Here is a 23,606-nt window from a genome sequence, read left to right as displayed (position 1 = left end):
ATTTGTGCGCGGTGGAATGCTCGAGTTTTCGCGGGGGTACGAAATGGCCGGCCCGGTTCCGCTCGACACCGCCGATCCGACCCGGCTCGGCGGCTGGGAGCTGCTCGGCCGGCTCGGCGTCGGCGGTCAGGGCGTGGTCTATCTCGGCCGGCCCGTCGACCCCGCCTCCGGGCCGCCGCGCGTCGCCGTCAAGCTGCTGCACGCCCAGCTGCTCGGCGACGCGAACGCGCGGGAGCGGTTCGTCCGCGAGCTGGCCCTCCTCCAGCGGGTCGCCGGGTTCTGCACCGCGCAGATGCTCGCCGCCGACACGGCGGGCGACCGCCCCTACATCGTCAGCGAATACGTGCCCGGGCCGTCGCTGCGCGCCCTCGTCCTGGACGACGGGCCGCGCACCGGCGCCGACCTCGACCGGCTCGCGATCAGCTCGGTGACGGCGCTGTCGGCGATCCACCGCGCGAACGTCGCGCACCGCGACTTCAAGCCGCAGAACGTCCTGATGGGCCCGGACGGCCCGCGCGTGATCGACTTCGGCATCGCCCGCGCGTTCGACGCCGGCGCGACCCTGACCAGCCAGGTCGTCGGCACCCCCGCCTACATGGCGCCCGAGCAGTTCGCCGGCCGGGCCGGCCCCGCCGCCGACCTGTTCGCGTGGGCGGGCACCCTGCTGTTCGCCGCCACCGGCCGCGACCCGTTCGCCGGCGGCCCGCTGCCCGCCGTCATGTACAAGATCATGCACGAGACCCCCGACCTGCGGGTCCTGCCGGACCAGCTCGCCGAGGTCGCCGCCGCCTGCCTCGCCAAGGACCCGGACGACCGTCCCACCTCCGAAGACGTCCTCCTGTGGCTCCTGGGCCACCGCAACGCGCAGACCCCGACGAAACGCCTCTCCAGCCCGCCGCCCCGTCCCGGCGGAGCGCCGGGCCCCGGTACGGTGCCCGGTCCAGGCACGCCGGCCAACTCCGGCACGGCGTTCGACGCGGGCGCGGCGTTCGACTCCGGCACGGCACGCAACCGGGCGCTCGATTCCGGTGCGGCCCTCAACGCGGGCACGGCGCCCTACTCCGGCGCGGCGTTCGGCCCCGGCCCGGCGACCGACCTCGGCACGCCGCGCAAGCCCGGCCCGCCGGCAGACCCCGCCACGTCCGCGGGCCCGGGCATGTCGCCGGCCCTTCCCCGGGGCCAGGGCGCGCCTGCCGGGGTTCCGCACGCGCGCACGACGCTCGGGCCGGGCTGGGGCGCCGGTCCCGGCCCCGTCCCGCAGCCGGCCGGCGGGCCGCACGGTTCCGACGGGGGAACACCGGCGGGGACGTGGGGCCCGGCCGCCGTGCGGCGGTTGCGCCGCGGACCCGCCCTGATCACCGGGCTGCTGCTCGCCGGGCTGCTCGCCGCCATGGACGTCGCCGCGCTCGCGATCCTGATCGCCCGCCCGGCGCTGTCGGAGGGGCATCGCGGCGGCCTGCTGCCCGTGGTGGCGTCCTCGTTCGCCGTCGTCGCCGTCGTCACCCTGGTCGCGGTGATCCTCGCGTGGCGCGGCTCACGGGCCGCCGCGTGGACGGTGATGGCCGCGCGCGTCGTCCGCGTCGCGATGTGGGGCGCCTGGGGCGCCCTCGTGCAGATCCAGGCGTCCGCGCTCGCCGGGCATGCCGTCCTGACCGCCGTCGTCGTGCTCCTCCTGGCCGGGGCCCTGACCCGGTCACCCCGCTGACGCGGGCCCCGCCGGTCGCCGCCGCTCGGACCACTCCCTGAGGTCGCGGCGCTCGATCGCCGCGGCCATCAGCTCGGGGAACGCGTCCGGCGTGCACGCGAACGCGGGGACGCCCATCCCCGCGAGCGCCGCCGCGTTCTCGTGGTCGTAGGCGGGCGCGCCCTCGTCCGAGAGGGCGAGCAGCACCACGACCTGCACGCCCGCCGCCGTCAGCGTCCCGACCCGGCGCAGCATCTCCTCCCGGATCCCGCCCTCGTACAGGTCGCTGATCAGCACCACGATCGTGTCGTTCGGCCGGGTCACGAGGCCCTGGCAGTAGGCGATCGCCCGGTTGATGTCGGTGCCGCCGCCGAGCTGCGTGCCGAACAGCACCTCCACCGGGTCGTGCAGCTGATCGGTCAGGTCGACCACGGCGGTGTCGAACACGATCAGCGACGTCCGCAGCGACCGCATCGAGGCGAGCACCGCCCCGAACACGCTCGCGTACACCACCGACGCCGCCATCGACCCGCTCTGGTCGATGGCGAGGACGACGTCCCGCTTGACGGCCTGCTGCCGCCGCCCGTACCCGATCAGCCGCTCCGGCACGAGCGTGCCGTGCTCCGGCAGGTAGTGCCGCAGGTTCGCGCGGATCGTCCGCTCCCAGTCGACGTCGGCGAGCCGCCGCGGCCGCAGCACCCGCGCCGACCGGTCCAGCGCCCCGCCGACCGCCGACCGCGTCTTCTGCGCGAGCCGCCGCTCCAGATCGCCGACGACCTTGCGCACCACCGCCCGCGCCGACTCCCGGGCCCGGTCCGGCATGACCTTGTTCAGCGAGAGCAGCGTCCCCACGAGGTGCACGTCGGGCTCGACGGCGTCCAGCATCTCCGGCTCGAGCAGCAGCCGGGTGAGGTCGAGCCGCTCGATGGCGTCCTTCTGCATCACCTGCACGACGCTGGACGGGAAGTACTCGCGGATGTCGCCGAGCCACCGCGCCACCGAGGGCGCCGAGTCCCCGAGCCCGGCACTGCGCCGCCCCGGCCGCGGCCGCCCCTCGTCGCCGCCGGCGCCGTAGAGCTTCTCCAGCGCCCCGTCCATGCGGGCGTCGTCGCCGGCCAGCGACACCCCGGTGCCGTCGGCCCGCTCACCGCCGAGCACGAGCCGCCACCGCCGCAACCGATCCGCGTTCTCAGCGCTCATGCCGACTCCCGTCCAAGACGAAGGCGTTTACAAGACAAAGGCGTTACAAGACAAAGGCGTTCACAAGACGAAGGCGTCGCGGGAGCCGTGGTCCGGCCCGCTCGTGCGAGGTGTGCCGTCATGGCTGCGGCCAGCCGAGAATCTGGAGGGCGGTCGCGGCGGCCGGGGCGGCACGGGTTTCGTCCACCTCCTCTTCAGGCCGGTGGGACGAGCCTTCGCGAGGCTCGGTTCCGCGGCGGAGCCGGTCGCCGATGGCCCGGCGTTCGGCGGCGGGGTAGGCGCCGAAGGTGCGCCGGAGCAGGGGGAGGACGTCGGTGAACGAGTCGGCGGGCAGGCCGGCGATCCAGCCGTCGACGAGGCGGAGGAGGGCCTCGTCGTGCAGGAGCAGGAGCGCGCCGCCGGACAGGAAGCCCTCGACCCACGCGGCGGCGCGGTCGTGGGCGGCGCCGGCGGACACGGCCCGCGCCATGCGGTCGGGGACGTCGTGGAGCCGGCCCGCGTCGAGCAGGAGGCGGGTGAGGCGGCCCTCGATGAGGCCGTGCAGGGCGTCCGGGCGGGTGAGCAGGCCCTCCAGCGTGCGGCGCCAGCGTTCGAGGTGGCCCTCGTCGGCGAGCAGGGACAGCGCGCCGTGGACGGCGTCGACGTGGGCGAGGAACTCGCGGGCGGCGTCGTCGTCCAGGCCCGTGATCGCGGGCGGGAGGCCGACGCAGACCCGGACGACGAGGCCGTCGACGACCGTGCGGAGCGGACCGGTCGCGGTGCCGCGGACGTCGCCGTAGCGGAGCGCGCGGACGAGCGCCGGCATCGCCGACATCAGCTGTGCGACGTCGGTGTCGACGGCGGCGCGGTCGGCGAGGGCGCGCATGACGGTCGGGAGCGCGTCGCCGAGGTCGGCGAGAAGGCAGCGTTCGGCCACGGACGTCAGGTCGGCGAGCGCGTCGGCGTGCGTGGCCAGCGCGTCGGCGCGGGCGGTCGCCGCGCCGCGGACCGTGGTGCCCCACGCGCTGGCCTCGATCAGCTCGACGTCGAACTCCGGCCGCCAGGCGAGGGTCCAGGTCTCGCGGAACGTGCCCTTCGAGCGGCCGGTGTCGGCGGGGACGCCCCAGTCGACGTCCAGGAGGCGGAGGCGGTGCAGGAGGCGGCTGCGTTCGAGGTCGGTGGGCTTGCGGAGGTCGAGGTCCTGTTCCTTGCCGAGCGCGGACGGCTTGAGCCGCAGCCGTCTCTGCTCGGCCTGCAGGTCGCGCTGCAGCGGCACCATGGGGGTGCGTTCGGGGACGGCGCCGAGCCGCTCGCCGACGACCATGCGCTTCTGGATCAGTTCGACGGGCAGGTCGGCGCCCTCGCACAGGACGGCCCGGGTCGCCTCGGTCACCTCGTCCAGCCCGGCGAGGGGACGCCCGCGCAGCGCGGCGAGGGCCTCGGCGAGCCGGACGGCCTCGATCACGTGCGCGGACGAGACGTGCAGGTCCTCCTCGCGCAGGACGCGGGCGGCGGCGGTCAGCCAGCGCTCGATCGGACGGTCGCGGGCCGCGAACAGGTGGTGGTACCAGCCGGGGGAGCGGACGCCCGCGCCGTAGCCGGAGTGCCCGGCGAGGCGCCCGTGCGTCCAGGGGACCCAGGTCATGGCCACCTTCGTCTTCGGCAGCCCGCGCAGCGTCCGGTCGTCGTGGGCCGCCGGGACCTTCGCCCGGAGGGCCGGCACGTGCCACGCGCCGCAGACCACCGCGACCCGCTCGTGGCCCTCCCTGAGCGTGCGGCGCAGCGTCCGGCGCATGTGGGCCTCGCGCTGCTCCTCGCGCAGCGGGTCGCCCGGCGGCGCGGCGGGCACGGGCTCGTCCGCGAGCCGCGCGCGCAGCTCCGCCATCGCCTCCGCGATCGCCGGGAACGGGGACGGGCCGCCGCCGCGATGCTCGACCACGTCGTCCCACCAGCGTTCGGCGTCGTCGTAGCCGGCGGCCTTCGCGAGCCAGCCCAGCGGGTCGGCCCGGATCGCCTCGACCGGCGGCTCCTCGCCGGCCGGGGCCGGGACGAGCTGGTTCGCCGCCGGGAGGTCGCAGAACCGGACGGGCACGCGGGCGGCCAGGCCGTACCGGATCGCCTGCCATTCGGGGCTGAACTCGGCGAACGGCCAGAACGCCGCCCTGCGGTCGCCGTCGCCGGGGGCGGGGGAGTAGGCGAGCAGCGCGACCGGCGGCACCATCCCGGGGTCGCCGGCGAGCTCCACGATCGGGTCGGCCTCGGGCGGGCCCTCGATCAGGACCGCGTCCGGCTTGAACTCCTCCAGGGCGCCGCGCAGCGCCCGCGCCGAGCCGGGCCCGTGGTGGCGGATCCCGTAGACCTCGACGTGGCTCAAGACACCTCCCGGCAGGCGCGGTAGAAGTCCCGCCACTCCGGGCGGTCGCGGACGACGGCCTCCAGGTACTCCTGCCACACGACGCGGTCGGACACCGGGTCCTGGACGACGGCGCCGACGATGCCGCCCGCGACGTCGGCGGCGCGCAGCACCCCGTCGCCGAAGTGCGCGGCGAGCGCCAGCCCGCTGGTGACCACCGAGATGGCCTCGGCGGTGCTGAGCGTCCCGCTGGGGGACTTCAGCTTGGTGCGCCCGTCGGCGGTGGCGCCGGAGCGCAGCTCGCGGAACACCGTGACGACGCGGCGGATCTCCTCCAGCCCCGCCGGGGACTCGGGCAGCTCCAGGCCGGCGCCGATCTGCTCGACGCGGCGGGCCACGATGCCGACCTCGTCCTCGACGCTCTCCGGCAGCGGCAGCACGACCGTGTTGAACCGGCGGCGCAGCGCGCTGGACAGCTCGTTCACGCCCCGGTCGCGGTCGTTCGCCGTGGCGATGACCGTGAAGCCCTTGCGGGCCTGCACCTCGGTGTTCAGCTCGGGGACGGGCAGCGTCTTCTCCGACAGCACCGTGATGAGCGTGTCCTGGACGTCGGACGGCATCCGGGTCAGCTCCTCGATGCGGGCGACCTGGCCGCGCCGCATCGCCCGCATGAGCGGGCTCTCCACCAGCGCCTTCTCCGACGGCCCCTCGGCGAGCAGCCGCGCGTAGTTCCACCCGTAGCGGATGGCCTCCTCCGCCGTGCCCGCCGTCCCCTGCACGAGCAGCGTCGAGTCGCCGCTGACGGCGGCGGCGAGATGCTCCGACACCCACGTCTTCGCCGTCCCCGGGACGCCGAGCAGCAGCAGTGCCCGGTCGGTCGCCAGCGTCGCCACCGCGACCTCCATCAGCCGGCGCGGGCCCACGTACTTCGGGCTGATCGCCGTGCCGCCGGGCAGCTCGCCGCCGAGCAGGTAGGTGGTGACGGCCCACGGCGACAGCCGCCAGCCGGGCGGCCGGGGCCGGTCGTCGTGCTCGGCCAGCCGCGCCAGCTCGCCCGCGTACTCCTGCTCGGCGTGCGGGCGCAGCACCGTTGTCTCGGTCAAGGCGTGAGCTCCTTCAGCATCTCGTTGCGGAAAAGCAGGGTGGCGACCAGGTCGGCGACGGCGCGCGGGGCGGCGTCGCCGAGATCGAGGCGGGCCGCGGCGGCCGGGTCGAGCCGCTGGTCGGCGAGCCGGCACAGCTGGTTGACCAGGTGCTCGTCGCGCCGCGAGGACGGTTCGGCGGACGCGGCCAGCGTCGAGACCACCGCCTCCGCGAGCGGACCCGTCCACGGCCCGGGGACCCGTTCGAGGACGCGCAGCAGGTCGGGCTGCCCCTCCACCCAGCGGATCAGGTCGGCCGCCGCCGAGTCCCGCTCGCCGGCGGGCAGCACGGACAGCAGGTCGGCGAGCGCCTCCGGCTCGTCCACCATGACGCCGCCCTTGAGCAGCGCCCGCGCCCACTCGCCGTCGCGCTGGCCGAGCGCGGCCTTCGCCCACCCGATGTGGACGTCCCGCCCGTCGGAGTCGGAGACGGGCAGGCACACGATCTCCATGGGCGGCAGCCCGAACAACTCCGTCCAGGTGGACAGGGGGGTGCGGGCGAGGATCTCGCGCAGCCACGCGGCCCGCGTCCCCACCGGCCCGCCCCCGCCTCGCGGCGCGAACGAGCCGCTCGGATGGAAGGGGATGCCGTCGCGGGCCATGTCCTCGTCGTGCGCCTGCGGCGGATCGACCTGGATCCACGTCTGCCGCCGGCCCCGCACGGTGCGGGTCGCCGGGGTGAGGCAGCCCCGCGCCCGCGCCGCCATCCGCGCCCCGTAGGCGGACCCGGGCATGCGGGCGAGCAGGTCGGACGCGAGCTGCCGGACGTCCTTGCCCCGATCCTCCAGGGCCGCTTCAAGGAACTCCTCGTCGCCTGGCGAGAGCCCGTGCTCGAAGGTGGCGACGAAGGCCGCACGATCGGGCGCGGGCTCCTTGCTCCACGTCTCACTGAGCAGCTCCCGCGCGCGCCCTGGGTCGGTGCCGCGCAGCCTCGTCAGATAGGCCACCCGCCGGTTGCGCGTCCCGGTCTCCCACACCTCGGGGCCGCCGCCCGGATCGTCCCCGGCGCCGACCAAGTAGGCCCAGTCGGTGTTCTGCAGGGCCAGCCACACGCCGCGGCGCCCGGACGCCCGCGCGATCGACGGCCGCAGCATCCGGTCGCCGCGACCGCGTTCCAGCAGGTCGGGCAGCGTCTGCGCGGGCACCCGGAAGCCGTGCGCCGCCGCCGCGTCCAGCCACTCGGGCAGCACCCGGATCTGCTCCCCGCTCAGGATCCGCCGCAACCGCGCCGCCGCCGCACGCGGCACCACCGGGGCGTCCTCCACCGGGGCCAGTGCCACCGGCTCGGGCGCCACCCCCGAGGGGGCCCGGCCCGCCCGCCGCCGGACGGCCAGCAGCGCGGCCTGGTCGAGCAGCCGGCCCGCCCGGTCGCCGGTCTCGGCCGGGGCCTCCGGCAGGACGGGCGGATCCCGCCGCTCGGTGCCGAGCAGCGCCGCGGTGACGTGCTCGTTCCACGCGCTCACAGGACCACCGTCCCCTCGTCCTCGTGCCAGGCCGCCAGCGGGCGCAGGCCGCGCGGGCCCCACTCCCCGGACAGCGTGACCGGCCCGCCGCCCGACAGCGCGAGCAGCCGCCACGGATCGCCCGCCCGGAGCGGGAGGGCGTCTCCGGCCTCGTCGACCACGTACAGGTCGCCTCCTTCGGCGCGGGCCAGGCGGACGTTCTGCAGCGTCGCGGGCCAGCGATCCAGCCAGGGGTCCCGCGCGAGCGCGGCGGCGTGCTCGTCGAGGAGCCCCTGCACCGGCGTCCCGTCAGGCACGGCCTGGTCGGCGGCCCCGTACCGCTCGGCGACCAGCGCCCGCAGCGGCTGCGACCCCGGATAGAACGCCAGCTCCGCGTCGACCTCCGTACCCACCAGGAGCGAGGCGTCCAGGGACGTGCCCGGCGCCGCGAAGGACAGCACCAGCGCCGGACGCCCCGTCCTGCGCCCGCGCAGCCACACCCGCCGCGTGGTCAGCTGATCCTGAGCGGTGTCATGCGACCCGGTCACCCACCACAGGTCGCGGACGCGCTCGCCGCCCGAGAGCACCTCCTCCTGCGGGACGGTGAACCCGACCCGCGAGCGGACGGTGTCGCGCAGCCCCGCGGGCAGTTCGTCCCGCCGCCGGTGCGCCCGGACGAGCAGCCGCAGCAGCGCGTACTCCGCCAGCAGCCGGCCCGGCCAGCCGGGGCGGCGCGGGATCGCGGCGAGCGCCCTGACCTGCCCGGCGAGCGCGCCGGCCTGCGCGTCGACGAGCCGCCGGGCGGCGTCGTCCCACAGCCGGTAGGGCGCCTTCTCCGCCTGCGCGAGGCCGTGCGCGACCTGGTCGCGGAGCCACTGGTCGAGCTCGGCGAGCCCGTCGTCGACGCGCCGCTCCCGCCGCTCGACCGTCTTCGGGTCGCGCGCCCGGCCCGCCGGAGCCTCCGTGGCGGGGGTCGCCCCGCCCGCCGCCGAGGCCCGCTGCTCCGCCGCCCGGCCGGCGCGTTCGCGCCGGTCGTCGACCCACTCGGCGACCCACGCGGGCCGGGGCCCCGCCTCCACCGCCGCGTCCGACCACAGGAGCAGCAGCGCCAGCGCATGCTTGCACGGGAACTTGCGGCTCGGGCACGAGCACCGGAACGCGGGCCCGGTCAGATCGGCGCACGTCCGGTACACGGACTTGCCGCTGCCCTGGCACTCGCCCCAGACGGCCTCGTCGTCACACCCCGTCCCGCCCCATCCGGCGGGCTTGGCGACCCCGCCGGCGGCCTTCGCGGACGACCCGTCCGGCGCGAGGCCGAGCACCTGCTCCCGAGCCCATCGATCCCTCACACCACCGAAACTATCGGCGGCCTACGACATTGCGAGCACCCCCGCGCACCCGGTCAGAAGCCGGGTGGGACGGGCAGGTCGGGGACGGAGACGTCGGGGACGAGGAGGGCGCCGCCGGCGAGGAGGGCGAGCAGGGCGGTGGCGCCGAACAGGCTCACCCAGGCGAGGCCGGGGACCCCGGTGAGGTGGGCCAGCTGGTCGGCGTCCGAACTCGGCGCCATGTGCCGGGCGCGCATCCGCTGCAGTTCGATCACCGGGCGGGTGGCGGCGAGCAGCAGGAACCAGGCGGCCAGGTAGGCGAACCCGGCCTGGACGGTCGAGCTGCCCAGCCAGGACACGGCGAAGATGGTCGCGCCGGTGGCGATCACCGAGAGGGCGCCGTAGGCGTTGCGGATCATCACGAGCATCGCGGCGAGCAGCGCGAGCGAGAACCACAGCATCAGCGTGATCCGGCCGGCCGCGAGGAGCACGGCGAACAGCAGGCCGAGCAGCGGCGGCGTGACGTACCCGGCCAGCGCCGTGAAGATCATGCCGGGGCCGTGCGGCCTGCCGCGCGAGACGGTCACGCCGGAGGTGTCGGAGTGCAGCTTGATGCCGTCCAGCTTGCGGCCGGTGAGCAGCGCGATCAGCGCGTGCCCGCCCTCGTGCGCGATCGTGACGGTGTTGCGCGCGACCCGCCAGGTGGGGCCGTGGAGCACCGCGCCGAGCGCGAGGAGGCCGACGAGGCCCACCAGCCACAGCGGCGGGTCCGGCTGCGAGCCCGTCAGCCGGTTCCACATGTCGGCGATGCTTGCGTTGTCCACGTCCACCTCGGAGTCCGTCGTCGCGATGCCCAACATTAGGACGCCGCGGATAACGTCCGCGTTCGGTTCGTCATGGATCGGGGCGATGTTCGGCGATCTTGCTGCCTGCGGGCCGTTTTGCCGTTAGTGTGCCTTCGCGTCGGCAGGGGGACGGGGGCCGGGGCGGATGAGCGAGAGCACGGGGATGGGCGCGGACGCGCTGGCCGGGCGGTTCGCGCAGCTTTTCGCGGCGCTGGCGGGGAACGTCGAGCGGGTCGTGCACGGCAAGCGGGACAAGGTCGAGCTGGCGCTGATCTGCCTGTTCGCCGAGGGGCACCTGCTCGTCGAGGACGTCCCGGGCGTCGGCAAGACGACCCTGGCGCGGGCGATGGCGGCGTCCGTGGAGGCGAAGTGGACGCGGATCCAGTTCACCCCCGACCTGCTGCCGAGCGACATCACCGGCGTCTCGATCTTCAACCAGGGGACGAACGCGTTCGAGTTCCACCCCGGCCCGATCTTCGCGAACCTCGCCGTCGCCGACGAGATCAACCGCGGCTCGCCGAAGACGCAGTCGGCGCTGCTGGAGGTCATGGAGGAGCGCCGGGTCACCGTGGAGGGCGTCCCGCATCCGGTGCCGCGCCCGTTCATGGTCATCGCAACCCAGAACCCGGTCGACATGGACGGCACGTATCCGCTGCCGGAGGCGCAGCTCGACCGGTTCCTGATGCGGATCTCGATGGGCTACCCCGACCACCGGGCCGAGGTGGCGCTGCTCGCGGGCGCGCCGTCCGGCCCGGCGCTCGACCGGCTGCCGCCGGTGCTGGCCGGCGAGGACCTCGCCCGCGCGATCGGCTTCGCGCAGCGGCTGCACGTCGCGGCGCCGCTGCACGACTACCTGGTGCGCGTCGTCGCCGCGACCCGCGACCATCCCGACCTGCGGCTCGGCGCGAGCCCGCGGGCGGGGATCGCGCTGCTGCGCGCGGCCCGGGTGCGGGCGGCGGCGGCCGGGCGGTCCTACCTCGTCCCCGAGGACGTCAAGGCGCTCGCCGAGCCGGTCATCGCGCACCGGCTGATCGTGACGCCGGACGCCGAGCTGCGCGGGCGCTCCGGCGCCGACGTGGTCGGCGAGGTGCTCCAGAACGTGCCGACCCCGCAGGCAGCCGGGGTGTGACGTGCTGACGCCGCTCGGGTGGGGGACGGCGGCCGTCTCGGTTCCGCTGTACGCGGCGGGCTGGTGGCTCGGCTACCCCGAGCCCGCGGCGCTCGCGGTCGCCGGGCTCGCGGCGGTCGCGGGCGCGCTGCTGTGGACGCTGCCGAGGCCGAGGCTGGACGTCCGCCGCGAGATCGCGCCGGCGAAGGTCCAGCGCGGGGAGCCGGCCGTCGGCGTCCTGCACGTGGCCAACAGGGGACGCGCCGTCCGGGGCCTGAGCGCGCGGGACGCGGCCGGGGCCACCGACGTCGCCGTCGGCATCCCGCGCCTGCGCGCGGGCGGCGGGCGCACGGTGACCTACCGGCTGCCGACCGCGCGGCGCGGGGAGATCCCGGTCGGGCCGCTGCGGCTCGTGCGGGCCGACCCGCTGCGGCTGGCCCGCCGCGTCCGGGAGTACGGCGGGTCGCGGGTGCTGCTCGTCCGCCCGCGGACGGTGCCGCTGCCGGTGCTGCCGTCCGGGCGCGCCCACCACCTGGAGGGGCCGACGAGCGACCGGTCGCCGGCGGGGACGGCGACGTTCCACGCGCTCCGCGAGTACGTGGTCGGGGACGAGCTGCGCCACATCCACTGGAAGTCGTCCGCCCGCACCGGGACGCTGATGGTCCGCCGGCTCGTGGACGCGAGCCTGCCGACGACGACGGTCGTGCTGGAGGCGCGGGCGGGGGCGTGGCCCGAGCCCGACGACTTCGAGCTCGCCGTGGACGCGGCGGCGTCCGTGGCCGCCGGGGCGGCGTCGGCGGGCTTCCCCGTCCGCGTCCTCACCGGCGGCGGCCCGCTCGCCGGGACGCGCGGCGGGCCGGGCGACCTGGAGGTCCTGCTCGACGCGCTCACCTCGGTCGGGACGGAGGAGGGAGCGCGGTCGGCCGTGGACGCCGTGCGCGGTGTGCGCGCGGGCGGCTCCCTCGTCGTCGTCACGGCCGGTGACGCCGAGATGGGGCGGATCGCGTCGGTCAGGTCCCGCTTCGACAGGGTCGTGGTGCTGCGCGTCCGGCCGGCGGAGCCCGCAACGGTGCCGCCCGGCGTCCAGCTGATCGACCTCGCGGAGCTGGACGGCCTGGCGGAGTCGTGGCGGCGGCTCGGGAGCGCCCGGTGACCCGCTACGTCCCGCTCGCCGTGACGGCCTGCCTCGCCGCCGTCGCGGGCCTGTCGTTCCAGCGCGTCTTCGGGCTCGGACCGGTCGTCCCGGTCGCCGCCGTCGCGGCGGTCGTCCCCACCCTGCTGTGCGGCCTGCTGTCGGGCCCGCGCAAGAAGGCCCCATGGCCGCTGTGGATCTCGCTCGTCCTGACCGTGCTCGCCTGGGTCGCGACGGTGTCGCTCACCGTCCTGCGCCCGGCCCTCGGCGACGGCACGCTGCCGCAGACCCTCCGCGAGGGCGTGCTCAGCTCGTGGAAGGCGATCCTGACCACGCTGCTGCCCGCACCCGCCGAGCCGAAGTTCCTCGTCCTGGTCAGCGTGGTCGTGTGGCTCGCGGCGTTCGCGTCCGCCGAACTGGCGCTCCGGACGTCGCTGCGCGCGGCCCCGGCCCTCCCCTCCCTCGGCGCGTGGGCGGTCGCGCTGCTGCTCGGCGTGGACGGCCCCGGATCGAACCTGCCGCTCGCCGCCGCGACCGCCGTGCTCGTCGCCGTGCTCGTCCTCGTCCGCGCGGACGGCCCGGACGCGGGCGTCGCCTGGCGGCCGCTCGCGGCCGGGGCGCCCATCGCCGCGGCCCTCGGGGCGCTGGCGTTCGCCGCCGGCCCGCTCGTGCCGGTCAGCGCCGCGCCCTACGACCCGCGCGAGCAGGTGGGGGCGCCGCCGCCGCAGCGGCGCGACGGCGTCAGCCCGCTCGACCGCGTCGGCGGCTGGCTGCTCAGCCCCGGCCAGGTGATGTTCACCGTCGGGTCGACGCGGGCCGAGATCGAGCGGCTCGCCGTCCTGGACAGGTTCGACGGCGTGACCTGGTCGTCCACGGCCCGGTTCGTCCCGAGCGGGAGCCGCGTGCCGGAGGGGCCGAAGCCGGGCGGGCGGCACGAGGTCGTCCAGCGCATCACGATCCGCGAGCTGTCGGGGGTGTGGGTGCCGGCGCCGGACCGTCCCCGCCGGGTGGACGGGCTCCCCGTCGTCGTCGACCCCGGCAGCGGGGCGCTCGCCGCCGCGCAGCCGCTCCGCCCCGGCCAGACGTACCGCGTCGAATCGGTCGTGCCCGAGTGGACGGCCGACGACCTGGCGGGCGCGGGCGCCGCCACCGGCGCCGAGGCGGAGGCCGCGCGGCGGCTGCCCTGGGGGCCGGGCGCGAGGAAGCCCCCCGTGCAGCTGGCGGAGTTCCGCGCGTTCGCCCAGGCCGCGACCCGGGGCGCGGCGACGCCCCTCCAGAAGGCGACGATGCTCGCCGACTACCTCAAGGTCCACGCGAAGTACGACGTGACCGCGGCGCCGGGGCACGGCTACCGGCAGGTCGACTACTTCCTCGGCGAGGGCAGGCGCGGGACGCCCGAGCACTTCGCCACCGCCTACGCCCTGCTCGCCCGGACGCTCGGGCTCCCGTCCCGTGTCGTCGTGGGGTTCGAGGGAGGTCGACGCGAGGGCGGCACGCTCCAGGTCCGCTCCGGGGACGTGACGGTCTGGCCCGAGATCAAGTTCGACCGGCTCGGCTGGATCCGCTTCAACCCGATCCCGGACAGCGGACGTCCCGCCAGGAAGGACGAGGGCGTCGCGGCGGGGGAGACCGAGCAGAAGCTAGAGCAGGCGCAGAAGAGCGCGGCCTCCCAGCAGCGCGACCCTGACCAGGGCAAGACCACCCAGCAGGAACAGCAGAAAGCGGCTCCCGTCGATGACTCGCCCACACCGTGGTGGGTGTTCGCCTCAATCGCGGTGGGCGCGCTCATCATCGGCTACCTGTGCGCCGTTCTCCTCGCGCCTGCCCTGCGAAGACGACGCCGGCGCGCGGGAACCCCCGCCGCACGGATCATCGGCGCCTGGCACCAGGCCCTCGACCATCTCGCGGACGTCGGCCTCTCCACGGCCCGCACGCTGACCGCGCACGAGGTCGCGCGCTTCGGGACGTCCAGCATCGGGGAGAGCGCGCACGGCCATCTGGGACCCCTCGCCGACCTGGTGAACCAGAGCCGCTTCGCCGCGTCCCACCCGGACCCGGGCGCCGCCGACCGGGCCTGGCGGCACACCGACGAGCTGGGACGTCTCGTCACCGCCAGGGCCGGGCGCCTCCGCCGGCTCCGGCGCCGCCTCCACCCGAGATCGTTCAGGGACCGCCCGGCCGTCCGGTCGCGCCCGCGATGACGGCGTCGCGCAGAATGATCGCTACCGTAGCCGTATGCGAAGGTGGAAGGGCGGGGAACGGCGGTGACGGCGCGAGCCGTCCGCGCCCCCGGGCCTGACGATCTGGACCGCGCCTGGCGGGCCGTGTCCGCCGAACTGGAACCCACGCCGCTCGTCCCGTCCGGCCTGGCGCCGGGCGCGCTGCTGAAGCTGGAGACGTTCCAGCCGACCGGCGCGTTCAAGGTCCGCGGCGCGCTCGCGGCCGTCGCCGCGCTGCCGGACGGCGTGCCGGCCGTCACGGCGAGCGCGGGCAACCACGGGCTCGGCATGGGGTACGCCGCCGCGAAGTCCGGCGCGGACGTGACCGTGGTCGTCTCGACGCGGGCGTCCCGGGCGAAGGTCGACAGGATCGGCACGTACCCGGTGCGGCTCGTCCAGCACGGCCTGACCTACGACGAGGCCGAGGCGCACGCGATGACGATGCCCGGCCATTACGTCTCGCCCTACAACGACCCGGCGGTCATCGCGGGCCAGGGCACCATCGGCCGCGAACTCGACGACCAGGCGGCCGGCCCGCTCACGGTGGTCGCGCCGGTCGGCGGCGGCGGGCTGCTCGCCGGCCTCTGCCTGTGGGCGCGCGAGCGCGGGGACGTGCGGGTCGTGGGCGTCGAGTCGGCGGTGTCGCGCGGCGTGTCCGCCTCGGTGGCGGCCGGGGGCGTCGTCGAGGTGGAGGTCGGCGAGACGTTCGCCGACGGCCTGCCCGGCAACCTCGAACCCGGCTCGGTGACCCCCGGGATCATCGGCGGCGCCGCCGCGCTGACCTCGGTGACCGATGGCCAGATCCGGACGGCGCTGCGCTGGCTGTTCCGCGAGCACGGCCTCGTCGCCGAGGGGGCGGGCGCCGCGGGCGTCGCGGCCGTCCTCGCCGGTCAGGTCGAGGTCACCGGCCGCCCCGTGGTGGTCATTTCCGGACGGAACATAACCATCCCGACGTTCATCGACGCGATTCGCGAAAACTGATCTTTCGGGAAACTCGGGCGGGCATGCGGCGGGACCAGTACGGTTTCCGTCCAGACGGGGCGGGTGAGCGCGCGTGCAGGCGTTTCTGGGATCTTTGTTCCGGCGTGACCGGCTGACGGGGCAGGTCGCGATCGGGCTCGTCGGCGTGCTCGTCATCGCCGCCGCCGTCTACGGGGTGGGCGTCGCGAGCGCGAAGTACCGGCTCGCCGACGTCGGCGCCTGGCTGACCGCGGCCGGCCGGGGCCTGGTCGTGCACGTCAACGGGCCGGCCGGCAAGGTCGACGGCAAGACCGGCGTCATCCCGCAGATGCGCGGCCACAACATCAAGATCGTCCAGGACGGCGCCACGGTGCTGATCGTCGACCTGGACACCGGCGTCGTCAGCCGCCTCGACCCGTCCCAGCTGGACGTCGGGACGAGCCGGCCGCTCGGCAGGGGCATCCAGATCCTCGCCGGGGCCGGGAAGGCGTACACGGTCGACTCGGTCAAGGGCGTCGTCCAGGAGATCGACCCGGTCGGGCTGGCCCCGGTCGGCGCGTCCGCCACGCTGCCGCCGATCCTCGGGCAGGCCGGCATCGACGCGCGCGGCGCGCTCTGGGTGCCGGTGTCGCGGAACGGGGAGGTCGCGGCCTTCTCCGGCGGCCGGCTCCAGCCGCCCGTCCGCGTCGGGAAGTCCGGCGACGCCCTCGCGCTGACCATGGCCGCCGGGGACCCGGTGGTCACCAACTCCACCGCCGCCACCGCGACCGTCGTCAGGTCGTCCGGGGCGAAGCTCACCGTGAGCCTGCCGACGACCGTCCGGCAGGCGGGGCGCGGCGGCGTGCTCGCGCCCGCCGCCACCGACGGCAAGATCGTCCCGCTGCTGGCGCGGGGCGCCGGGTCGCTGGTCACCGTCGACACCGACACCGGCCGGTTCACCAGCACGCGGCTCGCGATGCCGAAGCACCGCTACCGGCCGCCGCAGATGCTCGGCGCGAAGGTCTACATCCCGGACGAGACGGCCGGTGCGCTGCTCGTGTACGACTCCGCGGGCAACCGGTTCGAGACCCCGGTCCCGGTGACCGGACGCCCGTCCCGGCTGGACGTCTTCGTCCGCGACGGGTTGCTCTGGGCCAACGACCCGTCCGGGCCGCGCGCCGTGGTGATCGACCGGCAGAGTGGCGGGAAGGGCATCGACAAGTACAAGGACCGGGTTCCGGGCGGCTCGAACCGCCGCCCCATCCCGCTGCCCGGGGCCAGTGAGGCCCCGCCCCCGACCCGGACGCCGCCGTCCCGGCGGCCGCAGCAGCCGGGCCGGGGACAGCCGCCGAGCGCACCGTCCAACGTGTCCGTCGCCCCCGGCGCCGGCACGATGCGGATCGACTTCCAGCCCTCGCAGGGCGACGGCGTCATCGGCTACGTGCTGAAGGACGTCCAGTCCGGCATGACCGCGAGCCCGTCCGCGATCCCGCAGGGCGCGGGGCCGTTCACGTTCACGGTCAGGGGCGGCGACTGCGGACGCGAGTACCGCTTCCGCGTCGCCGTCCGCTACCGGGACGCCGGCGGCCGGACGCGCGAGCAGGTCTCGGCCGCCAGCGACCCCGTCCGGCCGTGCGTGACGCCGGGGGCGCCGACGGGCCTCGCGGCGAAGGCGACCTCGTCCGGCGCCAAGGTTTCGTGGGCGCCTCCGCAGGGCGCGGCGGACGTCACGTACCGGCTCGCCTACACCGGCCCGGTCAGCGGCTCCGCGACGGGCCCGAACACGTCCGCGACGCTCGGCGACGTGTACACGAACGGGAACTACAACTTCACCGTCACTGCCGCGAACGGCGCCGGAACCGGCGCCGCCGCGACCCTCGACGCCACGCTGAACGGCCCCACGGCCGGTTATCCGGTGGAGCGCAACGGCAATTCGGACGCCTACATCCGGGCGACGCCCGACGGCACGAACGGCAGCGTCGTCGCCACCATGCACGACAACAACGGCGAGACGGTCACCGTCCATTACCAGCAGAAGGGCGCGTACTACACGCACCCGAACGACTCCAACCTCGCCGGGGACATGTACGTCAAGATCACCTGGCAGGGCAAGACCGGCTACGTCCTCGGCTACCTGGTCGACACGCCCGGTGACTGGCGGAGCTTCGCGGGCCCGGCCGTCTGGAAGTGCGCCGGCTAGCCGGGCCGGTCAGCCGGGCTTCCCGGGCTTTTCGGGCTTGCCCGCCTTCGCCGGGTGGACGCAGGCGGGCGCCGACCACGCCACGTCCGGCGCGCGGCCCTGGTTGAGGCGCAGCACCGCGCCGACCTTGAAGCAGTAGGCGGTCTTCGGCCGCAGGCCCGGCACTGTCGCCGAGCGCGACCCGGCCGGGACCGTGGTGATCGGCTGCGAGCCGGCGGGGCGCCGCTGGACGAGCAGCGGAAGCCCCCGCGCGGCGGCCGGCAGCGTCCAGACGAGCGCGGCCGTCCGGCCCGCCTGCCGGGCGGCGAGGTTGCGCGGGCGCGCCGCCGCGAGCTGCGCGGCCGGCACGGGCTCCTGCTGCGCCCCCGCCTGCGGGACGGTCTGGGACGGTTCCGGTGGCGCGGCCCGCTTCCCCTCCTGTCCGTCACCGCCGCTCGCCAGTGCGAGGGCGCCGACGCCGAGCGCCAGCCCGCCCACGAGCGCGACCCCGGCGGCGACGATCAGCCCGCGGCGCGGCCCGTCCTGCGGCCGGTCCTGTGGCCCGTCGGGCGGGAGGGCGGGCGGGGTCGTGTGCGGCGCCGTCGGTCCCGTCCTGCCGTGCGGGCCGGCCGGGTGGGATCCGCTCGCGCGGGGGTCCCGCGCATGCGGGTCGCTCGCCGTCGGTGCCCACTCCGGGACGAGCGGCGGCCCGGGCAGGCCGGGCGCCGGGCCGGGCTGGGCGCCGCCGCTGTGCGGAACGTCCGTGACGGGGAGCCCCAGTTCGGCCTGGGTCCGCTGGAGCGCCTGCGCGAACTCCACGGCGGTCGCGAAACGCTGCTCGGGCGTCTTCGCCATCGCGCGCCCGATGACCTCCGCGACCTGCCGCGGGACGTCCGGCCGGGGGATCGGCGGGGGCGGGTCGTGCAGGATCCGCAGCATGAGCAGCGCGATGCCCTCGCTGGGCGGGCCCTTGAACGCCGGCTGCCCCGCGAGCAGCTGGTACAGCGTCGAGGCGAGCGAGTAGAGGTCGGCGCCGACGCCGGGCGGGCGACCCTCCAGCACCTCGGGCGCCGCGTGGTGCGGGGTGAACGCCTGGGTGTGCGTGGCGTCGAAGGAGTCGACCAGGCGGGCGATGCCGAAGTCGGCGAGCGCGGGCTCCCCGTACCGCGACAGCAGCACGTTCTGCGGCTTGACGTCGCGGTGCAGCACGTCGGTCTCGTGGGTCGCGGCGAGCGCGCCCGCCATCTTCACGCCGATGCGCAGCACGTCCGCGACCGGCAGCGGCCCCTCCTTGGCGAGCCGGTCGGTGAGCGCGCCGTGCTCGAAGTACTCCATCGCGATGTAGGGGCGGCCGGCGCCGGTGGTGCCGGTGTCCAGCACGGTCACGATGTTCGGGTGCCCGGACAGCCGTCCGGTGATCTTGCATTCGCGCTGGAAACGCCGCATCGCCGCGGTGTCCACCGCGGCGACCGACAGGACCTTCAGCGCGACCATCCGGTCGAGGCGCTCCTGGTGCGCGCGGTAGACGACGCTGAAGCCGCCCTCGCCGACCTGCTCCAGCACCCGGTAGCCCGGGACGTCCTCGGTCATGGCTGGGGGGTCATGGGTCGGGGGATCCCTCTCCGTCGCTCGTCTCGTCCAGACCGCGGCGGGGCGCGAACGTCCGGCGTCATGGGGCCCGGGGCGCTTCCCGGGAGGTCAACAGCCTAGTACGGGGACGAATCCGGCGCGGCGCCTCGCGCGAACACCCCGGCCGTCCCGCCCCGGCACGCGCCGCGTACGGACATGAGATGACATTTCCAATCGCCCGGTTAATCGTTGTCCCAACTCCGCGCCGCCCGCCGCCGGCATCGCTCTAACCTCGGATTTCGCGACGCAGGAACGGCCCAGAGGGAGTGGCCCGCCGTGACGGAAGATGTCATGACGAATCCGCGGCCGGAAGCGCGGCCGACCGGATCGGCTTATGGGGACCTTGTCCGGATGGCGTATTTCGTTCTGCCGGGCGGAGGCAAGCGCGTCTACCGGCTGGCGATCGCCCGCCGGATCGTGGACGGCACCGCGCGCGGCGCCCGCGACCGCTCCGCCGCCGGGTACGCCCGGCGCCGCACCCGGGTGCTCCGCCGGGCGCTGCGGCCCTCCCGCCGCCTCCAGATCGGCCTCGGCCCCTGGCTGCGCGCACTGCCCGCGCGGCTGCCCGACCCCGCGCTGACCGCGGCGCTCTCCGGGCTCGGGCCGCACGTCCGCGCCGCGTACGTGCTCCGGCACATCGAGGGGCTGCCCCGGTACGAGATCCGCGACCAGCTGATCGAGCTCGGGGTGCGCGACCCCTGGCCGGCGATCCGCGCCGCCGAGGTCGTCCGGGTGGCCGCGCCGCGCGGCGCCGGCCGGTTCGACACCGAGACGCTGCGTCCCGTCCGCAACCGGTCGGTGCTGCCGCTCGCGACCGCCGCCATCCTCACCGCCGGGCTCGTCGCCGCCCTCGTCGTGACCGAGCGGGGCGAGCCCAGCGCGGAGCCCGCGCACGCCCTGCGGCTCGGGTCCGCCGCGCCGGACGCCTGGACGCGCGGCGCCCGCACCCTCGACGCCTGGCCCGCGCGCGGCGGCCTCGCCGGCGACCGGGCGTTCCTGCGGAGCGCCGCCGCCGCGTGGACGGGCGCGCCCGGCGACCGGCGCGCCGCCGGCGCCGCACAGCTCCTCTACGCCGGTCGCCTCGGCGGCACGCCCCTCGCGGTCATGCGGCAGGGCGACCGGCTGGCCCGCTACACGCCCGGCCGGCTGGAGGTCGTGCCCGCGGGCGCCGGCCCGTCCGCGCCGATCGCCCTCGGCGGCGGACGCTACCTCCTCGCCCCCTGGGACGCCCGGCCCGAGACCCTCGGCGGGGACCGGCTGGCCGCCTCCGCCGGGGTGACGGCGCCCGTCCGCGCGGGCACCGGCTGCGGGCGCGGCCCGCTGTTCCACCTCGGCTCCCGGACGCTCGGCGACCTCGGCGGCCCGCGCGCCGCCGTCCTCGCCTACCACTCGCCCGCGTGGCGCCCCGGCGCGGCCGACCGCCCGGCGCGCCTCGGCCGGAAGGGCCGCACGGTCTGGAACCGGCTGGCCTGCGCGGCGCCCCGTCCCGCACGGCCGGTGTCGGACGCGACCGCGTTCAACTTCTGGTCGGGGAGACTGCCGGACGGCGGGAAGACCGCCGACTGGGTGTGCACCCGGCTGGCGTACGCGTCGGGCGGAGCCACCGCCCAGGCGACGCTCCTCGGCGCGGACGTCCGGCCCACGGGCGCCTGCGACGCCCGCCGTCCGGTCGGCGGAACCTGGTGGCAGGCCCCCTCGGACCGCTGGTACTACGTGGCCGCAGCCGGGCGCGGCCTCGTCCCGCACGCCGGCGGCGTCCGCCGCCCGGCGACGCGGGGGCGCCTGCTCGTCGCCACCGGCGCCCCGCGGACGCCGGTCGCCCTGACCGCCCGCTGAACCGAACCCGCGTCAGCGAGCGCTTACCTGAATGGTGCACACTAGGGAGACCGAACCAGATTCAGGGAGTCGCAGATGGGCAAGGGGCCGCTGTCCGGAGTACGGGTGATCGAGCTGGCCGGGATCGGGCCGGGGCCGTTCGCCGCGATGCTGCTGGCCGACCTCGGCGCCGAGGTGATCCGCGTCGACCGCGCCTCCGCCGTCCGGGAGGGCGCGACCAGCGGCGGCACCGACTTCAGCAACCGCGGCAAGCGGTCGATCGCCATCGACCTGAAGAGCGAGCGCGGCCGCGAGGTCGTGCTCCGCCTGGTCGAGAAGTCCGACGTGCTCCTCGAAGGGTTCCGGCCCGGCGTGACCGAGCGCCTCGGCATCGGCCCGGACGACTGCCTCGCCCGCAACCCGAAGCTCGTGTACGGCCGGATGACCGGCTGGGGCCAGCAGGGCCCGCTCTCGCACACCGCCGGCCACGACGTCGGCTACATCGCCATCACCGGCGCCCTGCACGCGATCGGCCGCGCGGGCGGCCCGCCGCAGGTCCCGATGAACCTCCTCGGCGACTTCGCCGGCGGCAGCATGTACCTGATCGTCGGCGTCCTCGCCGCCCTCCTGGAGTCGCGGACGAGCGGGCGCGGCCAGGTCGTCGACGCCGCGATCGTGGACGGCACCGCGCACCTGTCCACGTTCATCCACGCCTTCCTCGCGACGGGCCTCTGGCAGGACCGCCGCGGCGTCAACATGCTCGACACCGGCGCGCCCTGGTACGACGTGTACGAGACCGCGGACGGCCGCCACATGGCCGTCGGCGCCATCGAGTCCCAGTTCTACGCCGAGTTCCTGCGCCGCCTCGGCGTCGACGGCGAGGACCTCCCCGACCAGAACGACCGCGACGCCTGGCCGGCCCTCCGCGAGCGGTTCGCCGCCGCCTTCAAGACGAAGACCCGCGACGAATGGGCGGAGATCTTCGTTCCCAGCGACGCGTGCGTGGCTCCCGTCCTGTCGATGACCGAGGCCGCCGAGCACCCCTACAACACCGCCCGCGACGTCTTCCCCGAACTCGCCGGCCACCGCCAGCCCGCCCCGGCGCCGCGCTTCTCCCGCACCGTCACCGAGACCGACGGCGTGCCGGCCCTCCCCGGCGGCCAGACCCGTGCCGTCCTGGACGACCTGGGCTTCGACGACACCGAGACCCTCCTGAAGGAAGGCGCCGTCGCCCAGGCATGAGACCCCGCCCGGTCTGCGGCAAGTCCCCGCAGGCCAGGCGGTACGGCGGCTGAACCGCGGTCAGCGGCGCCCGGCGGCTCGCCGGGCGCCGCCTTCCGGGCTCAGGCGACCGCTTCGGCCACGGCCCGCGCCCAGAGGCCGAGAGCGTCGTCGATCTGCGCCTCGGTGACGATCAGTGGCGGGATCATCCGGACGACGTTGCCGTACGCGCCGCAGGTCAGCAGCAGGAGGCCGTGGTCGGTGGCGGCCTTGTGCGCCCGCGCCGCCGCGGCGGCGTCGGGCTCGCCGTCCGGCGCGGTGAACTCGCTGGCCTGCATCAGGCCGAGCCCCCGCACGTCGCCGATCTCCGGGTGGTCGGCGGCGACCTTGCGGAGCCCGTCGTTCAGCCGCGCCCCCTGCCGGGCCGCGTTGCCCACGAGGTCCTCGTCGGCGATGACCTGGAGGGTGGCGAGCGCGGCGGCGCACGCGACCGCGTTGCCGCCGTACGTCCCGCCCTGCGATCCCGGGCGGGCCTTCTCCATCAGCGCCGTGGGCGCCGCGATCGCCGACAGCGGGAACCCGCTGGCCAGGCCCTTCGCCGTGATCAGGACGTCGGGACGCGCGGCCGAGTGCTCGTGCCCCCAGAACCGGCCGGTCCGCCCGAACCCGGTCTGCACCTCGTCCATGATGAGGAGGATGCCGTGCCGGTCGGCCCGCTCGCGCAGCCCCTCCAGGAACCCCGGCGGCGCCGGGATGTAGCCGCCCTCGCCGAGCACCGGCTCGACGACGAACGCGGCCGTGTCGGACGCCGGGCTCGCGGTGACGAGCAGGTAGTCCAGCTCGCGCAGCGCGAACCGTGTCGCCTCCTCCTCGTCCCACCCGTACCGGTACGCCTGTGGGAACGGCGCGATGGCGGCGCCCGGCATCAGCGGGCCGATGCCCGCGCGGAACTTCGTGCCGGCCGTGGTGAGCGCGGCGGCCCCCATCGTCCGGCCGTGGAACGAGCCGTGGAAGACGACGATGTTCTGCCGCCCGGTGGCGTGCCGCGCCAGCCGGATGGACGCCTCGACGGCCTCGCTGCCGCTGTTGAGGAAGAACAGCGAGTCCAGGCCGTCCGGCAGCACCTCGCCGAGCGCGTCGACGAGCCGCAGCAGGGGTTCGTGCATGACCGTCGTGTACTGCCCGTGGATCAGCGTGCCGACCTGCTTCTGCGCCGCCTCGACCACGCGCGGGTGGCAGTGGCCCGTGTTGGTCACGCCGATCCCGGCGGTGAAGTCCAGGTGCCTGCGGCCGGCGGTGTCGTAGAGGTACACGCCCTCGCCGCGTTCGGCCAGGACGGGGGTGGCCTGCTTGAGCAGGGGTGACAGCGTAGCCATGCGTCCCTCCTGTAG

At 75.9% G+C, this 23,606-nt stretch carries 16 protein-coding genes; 8 read left to right on the top strand and 8 right to left on the bottom strand.

Going from position 1 to position 23,606, the window contains the following annotated elements:
- Window positions 1-43: 43 nt before the first annotated feature.
- Window positions 44-1,705 (top strand): serine/threonine-protein kinase, encoded by a 1,662-nt coding sequence (locus SM418_RS03660; protein ID WP_371939069.1) that lies wholly within the window; start codon window positions 44-46, stop codon window positions 1,703-1,705.
- Here SM418_RS03660 and SM418_RS03655 read toward each other — a convergent pair.
- The 6 genes from SM418_RS03655 to SM418_RS03630 form a co-directional block, all read right to left on the bottom strand.
- On the bottom strand, window positions 1,694-2,884 hold the full coding sequence (locus SM418_RS03655; protein ID WP_371939068.1) for a VWA domain-containing protein: 1,191 nt from the start codon (window positions 2,882-2,884) through the stop codon (window positions 1,694-1,696). The genes SM418_RS03660 and SM418_RS03655 overlap by 12 nt on opposite strands.
- 118 nt (window positions 2,885-3,002) lie before the next feature.
- Window positions 3,003-5,237, bottom strand: a complete 2,235-nt coding sequence (locus tag SM418_RS03650; protein WP_371939067.1) for a DUF5682 family protein — start codon at window positions 5,235-5,237, stop codon at window positions 3,003-3,005.
- On the bottom strand, window positions 5,234-6,319 hold the full coding sequence (locus SM418_RS03645) for an ATP-binding protein (protein ID WP_371939066.1): 1,086 nt from the start codon (window positions 6,317-6,319) through the stop codon (window positions 5,234-5,236). Before SM418_RS03645 ends, SM418_RS03650 begins: the two co-directional genes overlap by 4 nt.
- Complete coding sequence (locus SM418_RS03640) at window positions 6,316-7,821, bottom strand: DUF5691 domain-containing protein (protein WP_371939065.1); 1,506 nt, start codon at window positions 7,819-7,821, stop codon at window positions 6,316-6,318. The genes SM418_RS03645 and SM418_RS03640 overlap by 4 nt, the downstream gene beginning before the upstream one ends.
- A complete protein-coding gene (locus SM418_RS03635) occupies window positions 7,818-9,149 on the bottom strand; it encodes an SWIM zinc finger family protein (RefSeq protein WP_371939064.1) in 1,332 nt (443 codons plus the stop codon). Before SM418_RS03635 ends, SM418_RS03640 begins: the two co-directional genes overlap by 4 nt.
- 53 nt (window positions 9,150-9,202) lie before the next feature.
- The gene (locus SM418_RS03630; protein WP_371939063.1) at window positions 9,203-9,988 is read right to left on the bottom strand and encodes a M50 family metallopeptidase; all 786 of its coding nucleotides are present in this window, start codon (window positions 9,986-9,988) and stop codon (window positions 9,203-9,205) included.
- 130 nt (window positions 9,989-10,118) lie between these two features.
- Between SM418_RS03630 and SM418_RS03625 the strand changes: the two genes are divergently transcribed.
- From SM418_RS03625 to SM418_RS03605, 5 genes are all read left to right on the top strand, one after another.
- Complete coding sequence (locus SM418_RS03625) at window positions 10,119-11,102, top strand: AAA family ATPase (RefSeq protein ID WP_371939062.1); 984 nt, start codon at window positions 10,119-10,121, stop codon at window positions 11,100-11,102.
- A gap of 1 nt (window position 11,103) precedes the next feature.
- Complete coding sequence (locus SM418_RS03620; RefSeq protein WP_371939061.1) at window positions 11,104-12,234, top strand: DUF58 domain-containing protein; 1,131 nt, start codon at window positions 11,104-11,106, stop codon at window positions 12,232-12,234.
- A complete protein-coding gene (locus SM418_RS03615; RefSeq protein WP_371939060.1) occupies window positions 12,231-14,414 on the top strand; it encodes a transglutaminase TgpA family protein in 2,184 nt (727 codons plus the stop codon). Before SM418_RS03620 ends, SM418_RS03615 begins: the two co-directional genes overlap by 4 nt.
- Window positions 14,415-14,477: 63 nt before the next feature.
- Window positions 14,478-15,413 (top strand): pyridoxal-phosphate dependent enzyme, encoded by a 936-nt coding sequence (locus SM418_RS03610; RefSeq protein ID WP_371939059.1) that lies wholly within the window; start codon window positions 14,478-14,480, stop codon window positions 15,411-15,413.
- A 73-nt stretch (window positions 15,414-15,486) separates the two neighbouring features.
- Window positions 15,487-17,571: a fibronectin type III domain-containing protein gene (locus SM418_RS03605; protein WP_371939058.1), complete on the top strand. Its 2,085-nt coding sequence runs from the start codon at window positions 15,487-15,489 to the stop codon at window positions 17,569-17,571.
- A gap of 9 nt (window positions 17,572-17,580) precedes the next feature.
- On the opposite strand, the gene SM418_RS03600 is transcribed toward SM418_RS03605, so the two are convergent.
- Window positions 17,581-19,140 (bottom strand): protein kinase domain-containing protein, encoded by a 1,560-nt coding sequence (locus tag SM418_RS03600; protein WP_371939057.1) that lies wholly within the window; start codon window positions 19,138-19,140, stop codon window positions 17,581-17,583.
- Between the two features lie 390 nt (window positions 19,141-19,530).
- Between SM418_RS03600 and SM418_RS03595 the strand changes: the two genes are divergently transcribed.
- Window positions 19,531-21,015 carry a hypothetical protein gene (locus SM418_RS03595; RefSeq protein WP_371939056.1) on the top strand — a complete coding sequence of 495 codons (1,485 nt, stop codon included), beginning with the start codon at window positions 19,531-19,533 and terminating at the stop codon, window positions 21,013-21,015.
- A gap of 75 nt (window positions 21,016-21,090) precedes the next feature.
- A complete protein-coding gene (locus tag SM418_RS03590) occupies window positions 21,091-22,236 on the top strand; it encodes a CaiB/BaiF CoA transferase family protein (RefSeq protein ID WP_371939055.1) in 1,146 nt (381 codons plus the stop codon).
- Window positions 22,237-22,337: 101 nt separating this feature from the next.
- On the opposite strand, the gene SM418_RS03585 is transcribed toward SM418_RS03590, so the two are convergent.
- A complete protein-coding gene (locus SM418_RS03585) occupies window positions 22,338-23,591 on the bottom strand; it encodes an aspartate aminotransferase family protein (RefSeq protein WP_371939054.1) in 1,254 nt (417 codons plus the stop codon).
- Window positions 23,592-23,606: the final 15 nt, after the last annotated feature.

The sequence above is a fragment of the Actinomadura chokoriensis genome (genome assembly GCF_041463665.1).
Taxonomy (GTDB): domain Bacteria; phylum Actinomycetota; class Actinomycetes; order Streptosporangiales; family Streptosporangiaceae; genus Spirillospora; species Spirillospora chokoriensis_A.
The sequence above is the reverse complement of the archived record's forward strand: the minus strand, read 5'-3'. Positions and strand labels throughout refer to the sequence as shown.

What these genes read in the sequence shown, in the direction of transcription:
- SM418_RS03660 (WP_371939069.1), top strand. Translation starts at nt 44, where the DNA reads ATGGCCGGCCCGGTTCCGCTCGACACCGCCGATCCGACCCGGCTCGGC.
- SM418_RS03655 (WP_371939068.1), bottom strand. Translation starts at nt 2,884, where the DNA reads ATGAGCGCTGAGAACGCGGATCGGTTGCGGCGGTGGCGGCTCGTGCTC.
- SM418_RS03590 (WP_371939055.1), top strand. Translation starts at nt 21,091, where the DNA reads ATGGGCAAGGGGCCGCTGTCCGGAGTACGGGTGATCGAGCTGGCCGGG.
- SM418_RS03595 (WP_371939056.1), top strand. Translation starts at nt 19,531, where the DNA reads ATGGCGTATTTCGTTCTGCCGGGCGGAGGCAAGCGCGTCTACCGGCTG.
- SM418_RS03630 (WP_371939063.1), bottom strand. Translation starts at nt 9,988, where the DNA reads ATGTTGGGCATCGCGACGACGGACTCCGAGGTGGACGTGGACAACGCA.
- SM418_RS03625 (WP_371939062.1), top strand. Translation starts at nt 10,119, where the DNA reads ATGAGCGAGAGCACGGGGATGGGCGCGGACGCGCTGGCCGGGCGGTTC.
- SM418_RS03585 (WP_371939054.1), bottom strand. Translation starts at nt 23,591, where the DNA reads ATGGCTACGCTGTCACCCCTGCTCAAGCAGGCCACCCCCGTCCTGGCC.
- SM418_RS03600 (WP_371939057.1), bottom strand. Translation starts at nt 19,140, where the DNA reads ATGACCGAGGACGTCCCGGGCTACCGGGTGCTGGAGCAGGTCGGCGAG.